Source organism: Prauserella isguenensis (assembly GCF_014191605.1).
Lineage (GTDB): Bacteria > Actinomycetota > Actinomycetes > Mycobacteriales > Pseudonocardiaceae > Prauserella > Prauserella isguenensis.
In genome coordinates, this window is sequence record NZ_JACHWU010000004.1 from 79,745 (window position 1) to 96,234 (window position 16,490).

General features: G+C 72.0%; 13 protein-coding genes. 9 read left to right on the top strand and 4 right to left on the bottom strand.

Translation table 11 applies throughout. From position 1 onward, the window contains the following. Positions 1 to 9: 9 nt before the first annotated feature. The gene (locus FHS23_RS16665; RefSeq protein WP_183656430.1) at positions 10 to 1,233 is read right to left on the bottom strand and encodes an anhydro-N-acetylmuramic acid kinase; all 1,224 of its coding nucleotides are present in this window, start codon (positions 1,231 to 1,233) and stop codon (positions 10 to 12) included. Between the two features lie 140 nt (positions 1,234 to 1,373). Here FHS23_RS16665 and ftsY point away from each other — a divergent pair, with 140 nt between their 5' ends. Both ftsY and FHS23_RS16675 read left to right on the top strand, forming a co-directional pair. Continuing rightward, entirely contained in the window at positions 1,374 to 2,909 is a 1,536-nt protein-coding gene (gene ftsY, locus FHS23_RS16670; RefSeq protein ID WP_183656433.1) for a signal recognition particle-docking protein FtsY, read from the top strand. 207 nt (positions 2,910 to 3,116) lie between these two features. Then, the gene (locus FHS23_RS16675; protein WP_183656436.1) at positions 3,117 to 3,425 is read left to right on the top strand and encodes a DUF4333 domain-containing protein; all 309 of its coding nucleotides are present in this window, start codon (positions 3,117 to 3,119) and stop codon (positions 3,423 to 3,425) included. Between the two features lie 114 nt (positions 3,426 to 3,539). On the opposite strand, the gene FHS23_RS16680 is transcribed toward FHS23_RS16675, so the two are convergent. Continuing rightward, entirely contained in the window at positions 3,540 to 4,286 is a 747-nt protein-coding gene (locus FHS23_RS16680) for an IclR family transcriptional regulator (protein WP_343054020.1), read from the bottom strand. A 116-nt stretch (positions 4,287 to 4,402) separates the two neighbouring features. Here FHS23_RS16680 and aceB point away from each other — a divergent pair, with 116 nt between their 5' ends. From aceB to FHS23_RS16695, 3 genes are all read left to right on the top strand, one after another. Further along, positions 4,403 to 5,980, top strand: coding sequence for a malate synthase A (gene aceB / locus FHS23_RS16685; protein WP_183656442.1), 1,578 nt, complete (start codon positions 4,403 to 4,405; stop codon positions 5,978 to 5,980). Then, a complete protein-coding gene (locus FHS23_RS16690) occupies positions 5,981 to 7,195 on the top strand; it encodes a DUF6986 family protein (protein WP_183656445.1) in 1,215 nt (404 codons plus the stop codon). A gap of 190 nt (positions 7,196 to 7,385) precedes the next feature. Further along, positions 7,386 to 8,141: a LamB/YcsF family protein gene (locus FHS23_RS16695; RefSeq protein ID WP_183656447.1), complete on the top strand. Its 756-nt coding sequence runs from the start codon at positions 7,386 to 7,388 to the stop codon at positions 8,139 to 8,141. An 88-nt stretch (positions 8,142 to 8,229) separates the two neighbouring features. On the opposite strand, the gene FHS23_RS16700 is transcribed toward FHS23_RS16695, so the two are convergent. Both FHS23_RS16700 and FHS23_RS16705 read right to left on the bottom strand, forming a co-directional pair. Next, complete coding sequence (locus FHS23_RS16700; protein ID WP_183656450.1) at positions 8,230 to 9,921, bottom strand: ABC-ATPase domain-containing protein; 1,692 nt, start codon at positions 9,919 to 9,921, stop codon at positions 8,230 to 8,232. Between the two features lie 53 nt (positions 9,922 to 9,974). Beyond that, on the bottom strand, positions 9,975 to 11,393 hold the full coding sequence (locus tag FHS23_RS16705) for a PucR family transcriptional regulator (protein ID WP_183656453.1): 1,419 nt from the start codon (positions 11,391 to 11,393) through the stop codon (positions 9,975 to 9,977). 138 nt (positions 11,394 to 11,531) lie between these two features. Here FHS23_RS16705 and FHS23_RS16710 point away from each other — a divergent pair, with 138 nt between their 5' ends. The 4 genes from FHS23_RS16710 to pucD are packed head-to-tail and all read left to right on the top strand — an operon-like array spanning position 11,532 to position 16,466. After that, on the top strand, positions 11,532 to 12,398 hold the full coding sequence (locus FHS23_RS16710; RefSeq protein ID WP_183656456.1) for an FAD binding domain-containing protein: 867 nt from the start codon (positions 11,532 to 11,534) through the stop codon (positions 12,396 to 12,398). Beyond that, entirely contained in the window at positions 12,389 to 12,850 is a 462-nt protein-coding gene (locus FHS23_RS16715) for a (2Fe-2S)-binding protein (RefSeq protein ID WP_183656459.1), read from the top strand. The genes FHS23_RS16710 and FHS23_RS16715 overlap by 10 nt, the downstream gene beginning before the upstream one ends. Further along, complete coding sequence (locus FHS23_RS16720; protein WP_183656462.1) at positions 12,847 to 14,184, top strand: 8-oxoguanine deaminase; 1,338 nt, start codon at positions 12,847 to 12,849, stop codon at positions 14,182 to 14,184. The genes FHS23_RS16715 and FHS23_RS16720 overlap by 4 nt, the downstream gene beginning before the upstream one ends. After that, a complete protein-coding gene (gene pucD / locus FHS23_RS16725; RefSeq protein ID WP_183656465.1) occupies positions 14,181 to 16,466 on the top strand; it encodes a xanthine dehydrogenase subunit D in 2,286 nt (761 codons plus the stop codon). The genes FHS23_RS16720 and pucD overlap by 4 nt, the downstream gene beginning before the upstream one ends. Positions 16,467 to 16,490: the final 24 nt, after the last annotated feature.

A 16,490-nucleotide genomic window follows, 5' to 3' on the forward strand; every position in this document is an offset into this window, starting at 1 on the left:
TGGTCTCTCCTACCGTGTCTCGCGCGAGTTGGCCACCCTCAGCCGCGAAATCGGCGACGTTGGTGGGGCCGGGAGGGCGAGCGGTCGCTCACCAGGGGTGATGCTTCCGAGGACGCGTGGTCCGCGGGCGCCGGTGGCGCTGGGGACGTTGCCCGCGACGCCGTGCCACGACAGCCAGCCGAGCACGGCCGTCAGGTACGCCTCCTTCGCGTCGGCGGGCAGGCCCAGCTCGTCGCTCGTGCGCACCGTGAGGCGGCGGCCGAGCGCGCGCATCAGCGCCGGGTTGTGCACCCCGCCGCCCGAGGCGTACACGGTCGCGGCGCCGTGGCGGGCGCAGGCGTCGGCGATGGTGACGGCCGTGAGCTCGGTCAGCGTCGCCAGCAGGTCGGTGTCGCCGACAGGTGGCAGGCCGCCGAGCGCGGCGGCGAGGTACGTGCTGTGGAAGTGTTCCTTGCCCGTGGACTTGGGCGGATCGGCCGCGTAGTACGGGTCGGCGAGTAGCCGGTCGAGCAGGTCGGAGCGGACGGTGCCCGCCTCGGCGAGCGCGCCGTCGACGTCGCTGCGGAGCCTGCCGCCGGTGACCTGGGAGGCCGCGAGGTCGAGCAGCGCGTTGCCGGGGCCGGTGTCGTAGGCGAGTACATCGTCGGTGCCGCCGCCGGTGTGGCAGGTCTGCCGGCCGGGCGGCACGACGGTGATGTTGCCGATCCCGCCGATGTTCAGTGCGACGGCCGGTGCGCCCTCCCTGTCGGCGACGGCGCGCAGCAGCAGCGCGTCGAGCGTGCTCGCAAGGGGTGCACCGTGGCCGCCCGCGGCGACGTCACGCACCCGTAGGTCGGAGACGACCGGACGGCCGGTGCGCTCGGCGATCCACGCGGACCTGCCGATCTGCAGCGTGCCGAGGGCCCGGCCGTCCGAGATCCAGTGGAAGACCGTCTGGCCGAGGCACGCGACCAGGTCGACGTCGCCGGTCTCCTGCTCGGCGTGACTCACGGCGTCGGCGAAGGCCTGGCCGACCTGCGTGTCGAGTTGCGTGAGTTCCTCGGCGCTGCACGGCGCCGGAGGCAGCGCGGCGAGCAGGCGCGTCCGCAGCTCGTCGGGGTAGGGCAGCTCCCACTGCCCGCGCGGGGTGAGGACGAGCTCGCCGTCGGATTCCGCCAGTTCGGCGATGGCGACGTCGATGCCGTCCACGGAAGTGCCGGACAACAACCCGGCGATACGGAGCGAAGGGGACACGAGGGTGGTCTAGTCCAATCAGCCGGTGTGCGCAACACGTTCGGTGGACTTCTGTCCGAGATCTATGCCGTACCGTTAACTTCCCACGCCGCGGGCAGGGGTGAACCCGCAGGGGAACGGGCAGGTGGGAGGATGGCGGCGTGTCGAGCACAGCCGTGATCTGGATCGTTGTCATTGTGGCCGCCCTGCTGGCGGTCGCCGTCGTGGTGGGACTGACCCTGTCCCGCAGGCGCAAGATCAGCCTGGAGCGGGAGCGGGAGAAGCAGGTTCCGAAGGGCGGCGGCTACCAGGCCGGGGGCGGCATCTCGCTCGCGCCGGGTGGCGACACCGCGACATCGGGGCCCGCGGCGCCGGACACGCCCGCGCACCCGGTCGAGGACCGCACCGAGGTCGACGGCCAGCCGGGCGTCGGCGACGACGCCTCCGTGCCGCGTGACGCACCGCGCCGCGACATCGTCGACGTCTCCCTCCCGGACACGGACGAGGGGCCGCAGCCAGAGCCCGCCGAGACGGCACCGAGCGCAACCGCCCCGGACACAACGGCCCCGGACACAACCGCCCCGGGGGAAGCCGAGGAGGCCGAGGGATCGACGCCGGTCGCTCCGGACGCCGCTACCCAGGCTCCCGAGACCGAAACCCCGAAGACCGAGGCGCCGAAGACCGAAACCCCGAAGACCGAGGCGCCCGCGCCCGCGGCTCCGGCGACGGCGCAGCCGGAGCCCGAGACCGAGGTCGAGGAGCCCGAGCCGGCGTCCGGCCGGATCGAACGGCTACGGGGGCGGCTGTCGAAGTCGCGGTCGGCGCTGGGGCAGGGCTTGCTGGGCCTGCTGGGCGCCGGGGACCTCGACGAGGATTCGTGGGAGGAGATCGAGGACACGCTGCTGGTCGCCGACCTGGGCGCGTCGACCACGACTGAGATCGTCGAGAGGCTGCGCGAGGAGCTGTCGGTCCGCGGTGTGCGCACGCCGGAGGACGCGCGGACGGCGTTGCGGGACGTGCTCATCCAGACGCTGACGCCGGACGCCGATCGTGCGGTGCGCGCGTTGCCGCACGACGTCGACGGTGCGAAGCAGCCCGCCGTCGTGCTGGTCGCGGGTGTGAACGGCACGGGCAAGACGACGACCACCGGCAAGCTCGCGCGGGTGCTCGTCGCGCAGGGCAGGCAGGTGCTGCTCGGTGCCGCGGACACGTTCCGCGCTGCCGCGGCCGACCAGTTGGAGACGTGGTCCCAGCGGGTGGGCGCCGAGGTGGTGCGCGGCAAGGAGGGCGCCGACCCGGCGTCGGTCGCGTTCGACGCCGTCAAGCGCGGTGTCGACTCCGGCGTCGACGCGGTGCTGGTCGACACGGCGGGCAGGTTGCACACCAAGACGGGCCTGATGGACGAGCTCGGCAAGGTCAAGCGCGTCGTCGAGAAGCAGGCGAAGGTCGACGAGGTGCTGCTCGTGCTCGACGCCACGACGGGGCAGAACGGCCTCGCGCAGGCGCGGGTGTTCTCCGAGGTCGTCGACGTCACCGGCGTGGTGCTGACCAAGCTCGACGGCACCGCCAAGGGCGGCATCGTGTTCCAGGTGCAGCGTGAACTGGGCGTTCCCGTCAAGCTCGTCGGTCTCGGTGAGGGTCCCGACGACCTGGCCCCGTTCGAACCGTCGGCGTTCGTCGACGCGCTGCTGGGCTGAGGTTCCCCGTCGTGGGGCCCGTTGTCCGACCCGGACCGGCGTCCCGAAGGCGGCTCCGGTGGCTCCGGCGGGGTCCGCCGGTGTGGGACGGGACACCGGGTACGGCGGAACCGAACGGGGGATCGCGGGGTCGGAGTGAGGTATGCGGATTCCGGCATCGCGGCCGGAATCCGGAATTCCGGTCCCGCCGCTTCCTCAGGAGATCCCATGCCCCGCGTGTCCCGTTTCGTCGCCCTGTCGGTCCTCGGTGTCGCCGCCGTCGGACTCGCGGGATGCTCGCAGTACGTCGAGCAGGACGAGCTCGAGAAGCAGGTGTCGTCGTCGATCTCGCAACAGGGCATGCCCGTGGAGAGCGTGGACTGCCCCGACGACCTGGACGCCGAGGTCGACGCCACCACGACGTGCACGGTCACGGTCCAGGGCGGCGCCGAGATCAAGGCCGACATCACCGCGACCAGCGTCGACGGTGACCAGGTCCGCTTCAACATCCAGCCGCAGCAGTCGTCGGGGCAGTGAGGGCGGCAGTCGCTCATGGACGACGACGGGCACCGGGGATCCTGCCCCGGCCGTCGTCGTAAGCACGCCGGGGTGGGCCGCGCGGTATCGACCCCGGCCGGGCCACCCGACTGCTCAGTTGGGTAGCTGTTTGGCCAGTTCGTCGGCGGTGCGCCGGACGGTCGGGGCGATGCGGCCGACGGCGTCCTTGGTGAGCCTTCCCTCGGGGCCCGACACCGACACCGCCGTCGGCGTCGGCGTGCCCGGAACCGGTACCGCGATGCACCGCACACCCAGTTCCTGTTCGCTCTCGTCGAGCGCGTATCCCTGCTCGGCGATCTCGCCGAGGTGCGCCAGGAACGCCTCGACGTCGGTGTGGGTGTGTTCGGTGTAGGCGGGCATACCGGTGCGGCCGAGCAGTTCCCGTACCTCGTCGGTGGGCAGCTGCGCCAGGATCGCCTTGCCGACCCCCGTGCCGTGCGGCAGCAGTCGCCTGCCCACCTCGGTGAACATGCGCATCGAGTGTTTCGACGGCGCCTGTGAGACGTAGACGACCTCGTCGCGTTCCAGGACCGCCAGATTGGCCGTCTCGCCGACCTCGTCGACCAGTTCCGCCAGCAGGGGCCGTGCCCACGTGCCGAACTGCAGGCTCGCCTGTTCGCCCAGTCGGATCAACCGTGCCCCCAGCGCGTAGCGCCGGTTCGCGTTCTGCCGCACGTAGCCGGAGGCTACGAGGGTGCGAATCAACCGGTGGATCGTCGGCATGGGCAATCCCGACGAGGTTGACAGCTCCGAGAGGCTCGCCTCACCGCCCGCGTCCGCGAGCCGTTCCAGCAGCTCGAAAGCCCGATCGAGGGACTGCACTCCACCGCTCGCCGCCACCGCGGCTCCTTCCGCCGTCACTGCAGGGTCGCCCACATTGAGCTTCCGTAATGTAGAAACTATAGTCCGACATGTAAAAGATAGATGCTCAACGACGACGTTTCCCGAGGTGTTCCATGTCTGATGTTCGTGTGCTCGGCGACACGATCGAGCGCGGCGACGAAGTGCTGACGCAGGAGGCGCTCGACTTCGTGGCCGGCCTGCACGAGAACTTCGCGGCCACCCGTGACCAGTTGCTCGAGGCCCGCAAGCAGCGCCGCGAGGAGGCCAAGCGCACGGGAAGGTTGGACTTCCTGGCCGAGACCAAGCAGGTTCGCGAGTCGGACTGGCAGGTCGCCGAGGCCCCGCCCGCGCTGCGCGACCGCCGCGTGGAGATCACCGGCCCCACCGAGCGCAAGATGACGATCAACGCGCTCAACTCCGGCGCCAAGGTGTGGCTCGCCGACCTCGAGGACGCCAACACGCCGCACTGGAGCAACGTCGTGAACGGGCAGATCAATCTGTCCGACGCCATCCGCGGCACGATCGAGCTCGACTCGAACGGCAAGCACTACGCGCTGCGCGACGACGTCGAGCACGCGACCATCGTCGTCCGCCCGCGCGGCTGGCACCTCGACGAGCACAATCTCGAGTTCGACGGGCGCAAGGCCGTCGGCGCGCTCGTCGACTTCGGCCTGCACTTCTTCCACAACGCCAAGGAACTGCTCTCCCGTGGTAAGGGCCCGTACTACTACCTGCCGAAGATGGAGAGCCACCTCGAGGCGCGGCTGTGGAACGACGTGTTCACCTATGCCGAGAAGACCCTCGGCGTGCAGCACGGCACCGTCCGCGCCACCGTGCTGATCGAGACCATCCCGGCCGCGTTCGAGATGGAGGAGATCCTCTACGAACTGCGCGAGCACGCCTCGGGCCTGAACGCAGGCCGCTGGGACTACCTGTTCAGCGTCATCAAGTACTTCCGCGACGCGGGCGAGAAGTTCGTCCTGCCGGACCGCAACGCCGTGACCATGACCGCGCCGTTCATGCGCGCCTACACCGAGCTGCTCGTGCGCACCTGCCACAAGCGCGGCGCCTTCGCCATCGGCGGCATGGCCGCGCAGATCCCGAGCAAGGACCCCGAGGTCGCCGAGAACGCCACGAAGAAGGTGCACGCCGACAAGTCGCGTGAGGCCGGCGACGGCTTCGACGGCTCCTGGGTCGCCCACCCCGGCATGGTCGGACTGTGCCAGGAGGAGTTCGACAAGGTCCTCGGCGACAAGCCGAACCAGCTCGACCGCCTCCGCGAGGACGTGTCCGTCACGGCCGACCAGCTCCTCGACGTCGCAGCGACCGACGCGAAGTGCACCTCGGCCGGCCTGCGGGGCGCCGTCGACGTCGGCGTCCGCTACATCGCCTCCTGGCTGGGCGGCAACGGCGCGGCCGGTATCCACAACCTCATGGAGGACGCAGCGACCGCCGAGATCTCCCGGTCGCAGGTGTGGCAGTGGGTGCAGAACGGCGTCGTGCTCGACGACTCGGGGCAGACCGTGACCCGCGAGCTCGTGCGCTCGGTGCTCGACGAGGTCAAGGGGGAGCTGACGGGCGAGGTCCAGCCCGACCTGCTCGAGCCCGCGGTCGAGCTGTTCGAGGAGGTCGCCCTCGCCGAGGAGTTCGCCGACTTCCTGACCCTGCCCGCCTACGAGCGGATCAAGTAGATGACCGCCGGCCGGCTCACCGAGGACGTCTACGCGCGCATCGACGCCTCACTCGCCGCGTCCGATGCGCGTGTGGCGGCCGCCTATCCCGGTGAGCCGGCCGGGCGGCAACCCGTTCACACGGTGTACGTGCCCGCGGACCGGTTCCACGCCGGCCTCGCCGAGGACTGGGGCGCCCGCGCGCTCACCGTGCTGGACGAGCACGACCTCGACGCCGCCGAGGACGTGCTCACGCGCGTGCGCGCCAAGCTCGCGGTCGAACCCATCGAGGACCTGCGCATCGACTTCGAGGACGGCTACGGCAACCACGGCGACGACGTGGAGGACGCCGAGGTGAAGCGCTGTGCCGGGGAACTCGCGTCCCGGACTTCCTCCGGCGGGATCTCGGTGCCGTTCTGCGGTATCCGCTTCAAGAGCTTCGAGGCGGGCACGCGGCGCCGTGGTATGCGCACGCTGGACCTGTTCCTCGACGCGCTCGGCGGGCCGCCGCCCGGATTCGTCGTCACGCTGCCGAAGGTCACCGACGTCGAGCAGGTCTCCGCCGCCGCGGACGTGATGGGCGAGTTGGAGAAAGCCCACGGGCTCGCCGTCGGCACGCTGCGATTCGAGGTGCAGGTCGAGACCACCCAGTCGGTGCTGCGGCCCGACGGAACCGTCGCGCTGCCCGCCGTCGTGCAGGCCGCAGACGGCCGGTGCATCGGGCTGCACTTCGGTACCTACGACTACAGCGCGGGTCTCGGTATCGCGGGCGCGTACCAGAGCATGGACCACCCGGCCGCGGACTTCGCCAAGCACTTCATGCAGGTCGCCGCCGCAGGCCGTGGGGTGAGGCTCTCCGACGGCTCGACCAACCGGCTTCCCGTGGGCGACGCGGTCGCCGACGGATGGGCCGAGCACCTGCGGCTGGTGCGCCGGTCGCTCGAACGCGGCTTCTATCAGGGCTGGGACCTGCACCCGCACCAGCTGCCCAGCCGCTTCGCCGCGACCTACGCGTTCTTCCGCGAGAACCTCGCGTCGGCCGTCGACCGGCTCAGCGCCTATTCCGGCGCCGTCGACGGTGCGGTCCTCGACGAACCCGCGACCGCCCAGGCGCTCGCGACCTACGTGCTGCGCGGTGTGGACTGCGGCGCCGTCGACGAGGCGGAACTCGCCGGCGAGCTGGCCGGTGGACTGGACCGCCGAGCCCTGTCCCGCCTGGCAGCCCGCGCAGGCTGACCACGAGCCCGTGTTGCGGATTCCGGGGACCGTGTTGCGTTTTCCGGGGACCGTGTTGTGGGCTCCGGGGATCGTGTTGCAGATTCCCGGGGAGGGGTTTTCGTGATCGTGCGGTTGTCCCCCGCCGGCGCCACCCGCTCGGCCGCGGGGAACCGGCCGAGTCGGGGCGGTCGCCGTCTACCCTGACGGCATGGTGCTCGACCTCAACAGTGATCTCGGTGAAGGTTTCGGGATCTGGCCGCTGACCGACGACGACGCGCTGCTCGACATCGTGACCAGTGCCAATGTCGCATGTGGATTCCACGCGGGGGACCCGACAGTGCTGCGCCGGGTCACCGAGCGCGCCGCGCAGCGTGGTGTCGCCGTCGGTGCCCAGGTCGGTTACCGCGACCTCGCCGGTTTCGGCAGGCGGTTCATCGACGTCGACCCCGCAGAACTCGGCAACGACGTCATCTACCAGATCGGCGCCCTCGACGGCTTCGCGCGCATCGCGGGTACGCGGGTTCGCTACGTCAAACCGCACGGCGCGCTGTACAACGCCGTCGCCCACCACACGGCGCAGGCCGAAGCGGTCGTGGAGGCGGTGGGTACCTACGACGCGAGCCTGCCGATCCTCGGGCTCCCCGGATCCGAACTGCTGCGGCTGGCCGATGCGGCCGGGCTACCGACCGTCGCCGAGGCGTTCGCCGACCGCGCCTACACCCCGGAAGGCCGGCTGGTGTCCCGCCGCGAACCGGGCGCGGTCGTCCACGACGCCGACGCGGTCGTCGCCCGCAGCGTGCGCATGGCGACCGAAGGCGCGGTCACCGCGATAGACGGCACCGAGGTCGAGACACGACCGCGTTCGCTCTGCCTGCACGGCGACACCGCAGGAGCGGTCGACCTCGCGCGGCGGATCCGGGCGGGACTGCTCGACGCGGGCGTCGAACTCACCCCGTTCGCGTAACGGCGCCGACCGCCCCTGCCCGTGAGGATGTCGCCGCCGGGACGGCGTGGGGCACGCGGAATCGGTGCACCACCGCCCCTGCCGCCCGTCAGCCGTCGCGGAGGCGGGACACGCGCAGGGAACGAAGCCTCGACAGCGCGGCGGCGACCTCGAACCGCCGCGGTACGACGTAGTCGCCGAGGAAGCCGTGGCGGATCGCGTCGGCGCCGTCGGCGAGGTCGTCGTCGAGGAGATCGAGGAACTCGGCGACGGTGCGATCACCGTCGATCAGTCCGGCTTCGACGCCGTGGGACAGCGCCAGTCCGATGCCCATCACCTGGCCCGCGTCGACGATCTGTTCGACGGCGCGCAGGTCGATGTCGGTGTCGCCGTAGGTGAGCGTGTCGATGCCGCGCTGTTTGACCTTGCGCTTTCCCTTGTGTTCGGGCGAGAGCGACGACGGTTCGCACACCCGGTGCGCCGCGGCGGGAAAGCCGCTGGCCTCGACGGTCCGGTCGGTGCCGCTGCGCAGCTGCCGGGCCCGTTCGGTCGCGTCCTCGGCGTGGTACGACGCCATCATGATCACGCGGTCGGCGGTGTCGAGGTAGTCGCCGGAACCGCCCATGACCAGCACTGTGGACACGCCGTGCTCGGTGTACAGCGGCCGCACGAGGTCCACGAACGGGGTCAGCGGCTCGTTGCCCTTGGCGACGAGCTCCTGCATCCGGGCGTCGCGGATCATCAGGTTCGTCGCCGCGGTGTCCTCGTCGATCAGCAGCACCTCGGCGCCCGCCTCGAGGGCCTCCACGGTCGTCGCGGCCTGCGAGGTCGACCCGGAGGCGTTGGACGTGGAGAAGTCGCGGGTGTCCGCGCCGGTGGGCAGTTCGCCGACGAACGCGCTGACGTCCACCCGCTCGACGCTGCGGCCGTCCTCGGCGCGGATCTTCGCGGTGGCCGAGCGGCTGACGACGAGTTCTCTGCCGTCGCCGGGAACGTGGTCGTACACGCCGCGTTCGAGCGCGCGCAGCAACGTCGACTTGCCGTGGAACCCACCGCCGACGACCAGCGTGATGCCCTCGGCGATACCCATGCCGCTGACCGTCCCCCGGTTGGGCAGTTCCACTGTGGTGCGCAGCGATTCGGGGGATTCGAACGGGACGCCGTCGGCCAGCGGCCGGTCGTCGGTGCCGCTGCGGCGCGCGAGCATCGACCCGTCGGCGACGAACGCCACGAGCCCGCGCTCCGGCAGCGCCTTCCGCAGTGCGTCGGTGTCCTCGACGGAGTCGACGAACGCCGCGAGGTCGTCGGCGTCGAGCGCGTCGTAGCGCAGCGCCTGGATGGCGCGGGGGAGCTGGTCGCACAACGCCTTTCGGGCGCCGCGGCCGTCGATCCGGCGGCGCGGCCCCGGCAGGTCGATGCCCAGCCGCACGGTCAGCGCACCCCCGGAGATGCGCAGTGCGCTGCGGTCCAGCACCTGCTGCCCGCCGACGTCGACCCGCAGCAGTGACCCGCGCAGCTGCTGGCCCAGGACTCGCAACAACCGGTCGGCGAGCGCGCGTGCCCGCACCGGCGTGTGCCACAGCTCCTTCGGGAACCCGGCGTAGTCGGCCGAGATGCGCACCTCGACGCGGCTCGCCGGCGCGAACGGGTCCGTCTGCGCCTTGCGGATGCCGACGGTGTAGCCGCCCCCGTCCCAGTCGCCCTGGAGGCTCTTGTATCTGCCGTAGCTCTGACCGTCGAGCCGGGACAGTGTCGAGCCCAGCGCGGTGAGCGTTCGTTCGTCACTCCTGTCGCGTGCCATCGCTCCACACGGTACGGCCCGCGGCGGCCCGCCGACGGCCGCGGTTCACCCGGTCAGGATTCGACGGACAGTGCCAGATAGACCTCGACCTGCGTGCGGAAGTCGGTGAGGTCGGCGCCGAGGATCTCGCCCGCTCGCGCGATGCGGTACCGCAACGTGTTCACGTGGACGTGCAGCCGTGTGGCCGCCCTCGCAGGCGATCCCGAGCATTCCAGGTAGACGCGGACCGTGCGCAGCAGTTCGGGATGGTTCGGCAACGACCCGAGTACCCGCCCGGACAGGGCACGGCGCAGGTCGTCGGGCGCCCCGGCGAGGAGTAGCCGGTGCATGCCCAGCTCGTCGCCCGAGGCGACGGCGACGCGTTCGGAGTGCCGCTCCGCCGCCTGCGCGGCGTGACGGGCCTCGTCCCCCGCGCCCCGCAGGCCGGGCACCTGGGCGGGACCGCCTGCGCCGACGACGATCCGCCCCCGGCCGAGTGCCGCCAGCGCGTCCGTTCCCCGCGTCGCCCAGTCCTCGGGCCAGCTCTCGTCCGCGGGCACGATCGCCCACGCCTCGTCGGTGTCGCCCGGTGCGCCGGGGCCGGTGAAGGCCGTGGCGTCGGCCGACAGGGTCGCGAGCAGCTCGTCCAGGATCTCCCTGGCCGCACCGGCACCGGGAGTGCGCGCGAGCAGTACCCGCACCGGTGTCTCGGCGGGAAGTCCGGTCGCGGTGTAGGCGCGGGTGAGTTCCTCGGCGGTGCTCGCCGGGTCGGCGAGTGCCTGCAACAGGGGAGCGGCCACGTGCATGCGGGTGCGGCGCACCTCGTCCTCGCGGCCACGGGCGAGGCCGATCAGGCTCGCCAGTTCCTCGGCGACCTCCGACGCGCCGGGGCCCGGCTCGGTGTCGAGGACCAGTGACCACGGCACGGCGTGCCTGCCCGCCACGGTGAGCACGCCGCGGCGCCGTGGCGGTCCCGGTGCGCTCGCCGCCACGACGCGGCCCGTCGGCGTGACGACCCAGCAGTCGGCGCCGAGCTCGGTGGCGCCGAAGGTCAGCAGCGCAGGCAGCGACGCGCCCTCGGCTGCCGCCGACAGCAGGCGTTTGCGCGCGCCGCCGGTCTCCGCGGCCAGTGCCAGCACGACCCGTTCGGTCACCACGGCGAACGACAGGTCGGCGGGCACCTCCAGCAGCGGGATGCGATGCCGAACGCACGCCTCGACGAGGTCCTCGGGGATCCCGCCGGTGTCGGCTCCCGACGCCGCGAGACCCGCGCACCGTGCGTGGGCGAGCGCGCGCACGAACGGGTCGGCATCGCCGGGTTCGTGCCACCACAGCAGGCCGGACAGCACGAACTCGCCCTCGGACAGATATCGGCTCGGGTCGGGCAGTTCGGTCACGTAGATCCGGCTGACCTCGCGGTCGAGCAGGTGCTCACCCGTGTGCAGCCGCATGCGCAGACTCGGGATCTGCAGCAGAGTTCTCACCAGCGTCATCAGATTTGTAGGAAAACACAAAATCCGCCGCTCGTGGGCGCCGTCGTTTCATGCATCCGTGCCGTTGCCGGGGCGCGAGCCGGGCTGTCTACTGACAGGGACAGGCCGAGACGTGCAGTGATGCAGGGGAGCGACGCCGTGGAACTCGTCCGACCGGACACCCTGGAGGAGGCGCTCGCCGCGAAGGCGGAGCGTCCCGGGGCCGTGCCCCTCGCAGGCGGCACCGACGTGATGGTCGAACTCAACTACGACCACCGCCGCCCCGAGGCGCTGGTGGACCTGACGCGGATCGCCGAACTCGCCACCTGGTCCGCGTCCGGGGGGCACGTCCGCCTGGGGGCGGGCGTGCCCTACACCCGGTTGATCGACGAACTCGGCGACACGCTTCCCGGCCTGGCGATGGCCTCCCGCACGGTCGGGTCACCGCAGATCCGCAACCGCGGCACGGTCGGCGGCAATCTCGGTGCCGCCTCGCCCGCGGGCGACACGCACCCCGTGCTGCTCGCCGCGGGCGCGGAGATCGAGGTGGCCTCCGTGCGCGGGGCGCGGCGGATCCCCGCAGACACGTTCTACACCGGCGTGAAACGCAACGCCCTCGCGCCGGACGAGCTGATCACCGCGGTCCATGTGCCCTCGGCGGCGGTGCCCGCCGAGCAGTTCAGCAAGGTGGGCACGCGCAACGCCATGGTGATCGCGGTGTGCTCGTTCGCGCTGGTTCTGCGGGACGGTCACGTCGGTGCGGCCATCGGCTCGGCCGCGCCCACCCCACGTCGCGTGCCGGACGCCGAGGCGTTCCTGGCCGCTGAACTGCCGTGGGGCACCGACGCGCCGCTGCCGGACTCGCTCAAGCGGCGGTTCGGCGAGCTCGTCGCCGCGGCGACCGAACCGATCGACGACGTCCGCGGCACCGCCGAGTACCGCACCCATGCCCTCGGCGTCCTCGCGCGGCGGACGCTGACGTGGGCCTGGGACGACCATCGAGGGAGTGTGCGCGCATGCGCGTGAACCTGACCGTCAACGGCGAGCGGCGCCGGGCCGACGACGTGTGGGAGGGCGAGAGCCTGCTGTACGTCCTGCGGGAGCGGCTCGGTCTGCCCGGGTCGAAGAACGCCTGTGAACAGGGCGAATGCGGGTCGTGCACCGTGTACCTCGACGACGTCCCCGCGTGTGCGTGTCTCGTCGCCGCGGGGCAGGCCGAGGGCCGGGAGGTGCGGACCGTCGAAGGACTTGCCGACGGCGACGCGCTGGACCCCGTGCAGCAGTCGTTTGTGGATGCCGGCGCCGTCCAGTGCGGATTCTGCACCCCGGGACTGGTCGTCGCCGCGCACGACCTGCTGCGCCGCGAACCCGATCCCAGCGACGAGGAGATCCGCGAAGCGCTGGCGGGGAATCTGTGCCGCTGCACGGGTTACGAGAAGATCCTCGACGCGGTGCACTCGGCGGCGGGGGCGCGATGAGGATCATCGAGAACGCGGCGATCGCGACGGTCGACGCACGGGGAACGGAGCATCGCCACGGCCACGTCGTCATCGACGGCGAGGTCCTGGTTGCCGTCGGGGAGGGGCCTGCGCCCGACCACTACACGGGCGTGCGGGTCGACGCCTCCGGGTGCCTCGTCACGCCCGGACTGGTCAACACGCACCACCACCTGTACCAGTGGGCCACCCGCGGCTACGCTGCCGATTCGACGCTGTTCCAGTGGCTCGTCGAGCTCTATCCCGTGTGGGGGCGGCTCGACGCCGACATCACCCACGCCGCCGCGTCCGCGGGCCTGGCGCGGCTGGCACTCACCGGGTGCACGACCGTCGCCGACCACCACTACGTCTTCCCGCGCGACGGCGGCGACCAGCTGGAGGCACTCGTGTCCGCGGTGGGCCGTGTCGGTGTGCGCGGTCACCTGGTGCGCGGGTCGATGGACCGGGGCGAGTCACAGGGCGGGCTGCCTCCGGACCACCTCGTCGAAGACCTCGACGCCGCCCTCGCGGGAACCGAGGCGGCCGTCGACGCCCACCACGACCCGTCGCCCGACGCGCGGGTGCGCATCGCCGTCGGCCCGTGCTCGCCGTTCACCGTGACCGAGCGGCTCATGACCGAGGCCGCGGACCTCGCGCGCCGCAAGGGTGTCCGGCTGCACACCCACCTGGCCGAGACGCTCGACGAGGAGCGGCAGTGCCTCGCCGAGTTCGGGTGCACGCCCGCTGAGTACGCCGAGAAACTCGGCTGGCTCGGCGACGACGTGTGGCTGGCCCACACCGTGCACCTCGCCGACGACGCCGTCCGTCGCATGGGAGCGACCGGCACCGGGTCGGCGCACTGCCCGACGTCCAACGGCAGGCTCGGCACGGGGATCGCCCCGGCGTCGGCGCTGCTCGACGCCGGGGCGCCCGTGGGACTCGGCGTCGACGGGGCCGCGTCGAACGAATCCGGCGGGCTCGGCGAGGAACTGCACCAAGCGCTGCTGCAGGCCCGGCAACAGGGCGGCCCCGAGGCGCTGACCACCAGGCAGGCGCTGTGGATGGCCTCGATGGGCGGCGCCCGCTGCCTCGGCCGCGAGGGTGAACTCGGTTCGCTCGAGCCCGGCAAGCTGGCCGACCTCGCCGTGTGGGACCTCGGCGGGCTGCGCCACGCCGGCATCGCCGACCCGGTCGCCGCGCTCGTGCTGGGTGCCACCCCCGACGTGAAGCTGCTGCTGGTCGGTGGCGAGACCGTCGTCGCCGACGGCCGGTTGCAGAGCACCGACGAGGCCGCCGTGGCCGCCGAACTCGGTGCCGCGAGCAGGAGGATGCGATGACGTCGACAGTGGCCGGCCGCACCACGGCCGCGACCGCGAACGGGGTCGGCAGCAGTCCGGCCCGCCCCGACGGCACCAGGAAGGTGCGGGGCGAGTTCGCCTACTCGTCCGACCTGTGGCACGAGGACATGCTGTGGGGCGCCACACTGCGCAGCCCGCACCCGCACGCGCGGATCACCGGCGTCGACGTGTCGGCGGCCGTCGCGGTGCCCGGGGTGCACGCCGTGCTCACCCACGGCGACGTGCCGGGGCTCAACCGCTACGGCCTCGAACACCCCGACCAGCCCGTGCTCGCCGACGACGTCGTGCGCTACCGCGGGGAGCCGGTGGCCGTCGTGGCCGCCGACCACCCGGAGACCGCGCAGCGGGCGATGAAACTCATCGAGGTCACCTACGACGAGCTCGAACCGGTGACCGATGCCGAGGACGCCGTCCACGGTGACGTCGCGGAGCTGCACCCCGGCGGGAACGTCGTGCGGCACGCGCCGATCCGGCGCGGCGAGCAGACCCCGCAGGCCGACGTCGTCGTCACGGGGCGCTACGAGGTCGGCATGCAGGACCAGGCGTTCCTCGGGCCGGAATCCGGCCTCGCCGTGCCCGACGGCCACGGTGGTGTGGACCTGTACGTGGCGACGCAGTGGCTGCACGTCGACCAGCAGCAGATCGTCGCGGCGCTCGGCCTCACACCCGAGCAGGTCCGCCTGACGCTGGCCGGGGTCGGCGGCGCGTTCGGCGGCCGCGAGGACCTGTCGATGCAGATCCACGCCAGCCTGCTCGCGTTGTACACCGGCAAACCGGTGAAGATGGTCTACAACCGCGAGGAGTCGTTCTACGGCCACGTGCACCGGCACCCCGCGACGATGTACTACGAGCACGGCGCCACGCGCGACGGCAGGCTCGTCCACGTCACCGCGCGGATCTACCTCGACGGCGGCGCCTATGCCTCGTCGACCGGCGCGGTGGTGGGCAACGCGGCGACCCTCGGCGTCGGCCCGTACGACGTGCCGAACGTGAGCATCGACTGCTGGGGCACCTACACGAACAACCCGCCGTGCGGTGCGATGCGGGGGTTCGGCGCGGTGCAGGCGGCGTTCGGCTACGAGTCGCAGATGGACAAACTCGCCGACGCGTGTGGGCTCTCGCCGACCGAGATCCGGCGCCGCAACGCCATGAGCGAGGGCACCGTCATGCCCACCGGGCAGACCGTCGACTCGGCCGCCCCCGTGGCCGAGCTGCTGGACCGGCTCGAGGGCATGCCGCTGCCGCAGCCGGGCAGCACCGCCGATCTGCGCACGCTGCCCGGCGGTGTGTCCAACACGACCCACGGCGAAGGCGTCGTGCGCGGCGTCGGGTACGCCGTGGGCATCAAGAACATCTGCTTCTCCGAGGGGTTCGACGACTACTCGACCGCCCGGGTGAGGCTGGCCGCCGTCGGCGGCCAGCCGGCCGTGACGGTGCAGACCGCGGCCGCCGAGGTCGGCCAGGGACTGGTGACGATCCTCCAGCAGATCATCCGCACCGAGCTGGGCGTCGAACAGGTGACGATCCTGCCGATGGACACCTCGATCGGCAGTGCGGGCTCGACGTCGGCGTCCCGGCAGTCCTACATGACCGGCGGTGCCGTGCGCGCGGCCGCGCTGAAGGTACGCGGCGCGCTGCTGTCCCACGCCGCGACGAGGCTGTCCCGCACCACTGCCGAACTGCACCTCGACGGCGGCAAGCTCGCCTCCGTGGCCGACGGGGTGCTCGCCGACCTCGTCGACGTGCTCGGCGAGGCGGAGTTCGACGAGACCGTCGAATGGCGGCACCGGCCCACCGAAGCGCTCGACCCCGAGACCGGCCGGGGCAACGCGCACGTCCAGTACGGGTTCGCCGCCCACCGCGCCGTCGTCGACGTCGACACCGAGCTGGGCCTCGTCAAGGTGGTGTCGCTCGACTGCGTACAGGACGTCGGCAAGGCGCTGAACCCGCAGGCCGTCGTCGGGCAGATCCAGGGCGGCTCCGCCCAGGGCCTCGGGTTGGCCGTGATGGAGGAGATCCAGACCGAGGGCGGTGTGATCCGCAACCCGTCGTTCACCGACTACCTCATCCCGACGGTGCTCGACATGCCGCCGATGAACATCGACGTGCTCGAACTCGCCGACCCGCACGCCCCCTACGGTCTGCGCGGCGTCGGCGAACCGCCCACGATCTCGTCCACGCCCGCGATCGTCGCCGCCATCCGCGCGGCGACCGGTAAGGAGCTGCTCAGGGTCCCGGTGCGCCCGGACCACATCGTGTGAGGGGGCCGCTGCGGGCGGAGTGGG